The organism is Brevibacterium sanguinis (assembly GCF_003315415.1).
Lineage (GTDB): Bacteria > Actinomycetota > Actinomycetes > Actinomycetales > Brevibacteriaceae > Brevibacterium > Brevibacterium celere_A.
In genome coordinates, this window is the sequence record NZ_QNSB01000022.1 from 1 (window position 1) to 1,446 (window position 1,446).

The window sequence follows — 1,446 nt, forward strand, 5'->3', positions numbered from 1 at the left end:
ACGCGCACCGAGACCGATTCGATCGGAAGCCTGGAGATCCCGGCGTCCGCCTACTGGGGCGTTCACACCGCCCGGGCGAACGAGAACTTCCCGATCACTCGGCGTCCGATCAACGTCTACCCCGACTTCGTGCGGGCCTTCGCCTGCGTCAAACAGGCTGCGGCCCGGGCGAACGCGCAGATCGGGGCCCTCGATTCCCAGAGAGCCAACCTCATCGACGCCGCCTGCGAGGAGATCAAGAACGGCAAGCTGCACGACCAGTTCACCGTCGGCGTGATCCAGGGCGGGGCCGGGACCTCGACGAACATGAATGCCAACGAGGTCATCACCAATCGTGCTCTCGAGATCGCCGGACACAGCAAGGGCGACTACGCGTTCATCAATCCCAACGACCACACGAACCACAGTCAGTCGACGAACGACACCTACCCGACGGCGATCAAGATCGCACTCGCCTTCTCACTGCGCAGCCTGCTCGACGAGCTCGACCTGCTCGCCTCGGCGTTCGAGGCCAAGGGGCGGGAGTTCTCGCATATCGTCAAGGTCGGCCGCACCCAGCTCCAGGACGCCGTCCCGATGACCCTCGGCCAGGAGTTCCACGCCTTCGCCACCACCTTGCGCGAGGACGTGCAGCGGCTCGAGGAGGCCGTCGCCCTCCTCGGCGAGGTGAATATGGGGGCCACGGCGATCGGCACGGGCATCAACGCGCCCGCCGGGTACAAGGAAGCGGTCATCGACCACCTGCGCGAGATCACCGGCCTCGACCTCGTCACCGCCGGTGACCTGGTCGAGTCGACCAGCGACACCGGTGTCTTCATCACCTTCTCCGGGGCGCTCAAACGCAGCGCGCTCAAGCTGTCGAAGATCGCCAATGATCTGCGGCTGCTGTCCTCGGGCCCGCAGGCCGGCCTCGGCGAGATCAACCTTCCGGCCCGGCAGGCGGGGTCGTCGATCATGCCGGGAAAGGTCAATCCGGTCATCCCCGAGGCCGTCACCCAGGTCGCCTACTCGGTGGCCGGGGCCGATGTCACGGTGTCGATGGCCGTCGAGGCCGGGCAGCTCCAACTCAACGCCTTCGAGCCGATCATCGCCCACTCACTGTTCCAGTCGATCACCTGGCTCGAACGCGCCTGCCAGACCTTCCGCGTCAACTGCGTCGCGGGCATCACCGCCAACGAGGCGAGGCTCGAGGACACGGTGGCCCGGTCGGTCACCGTCATCACGGCGTTGGCTCCCGTCGTGGGATACGCGGAGGCGGCGAAGCTGGCGAAAGAGGCGTTGGCCACGGGGGCGAGGATCTCCGATCTCGTCGTCGAGCGCGGACTGCTCGAGCGGGAGGGTCTCGATGCGCTTCTGCTGCCCGAACGCTTGACCGGCATCCGCACCGACCATGCGGTGACCACTGATCCCGACAGCGCCGATTCGGTCCCTCGAGACGAGGTGACG

Annotated in this window: 1 protein-coding gene; it reads left to right on the top strand. The window is 66.7% G+C overall.

The genetic code is table 11. From position 1 onward, the window contains the following. A partial coding sequence (locus DFO65_RS16860; protein WP_245940852.1) for an aspartate ammonia-lyase occupies window positions 1-1,446 on the top strand: 1,446 nt, incomplete at both ends.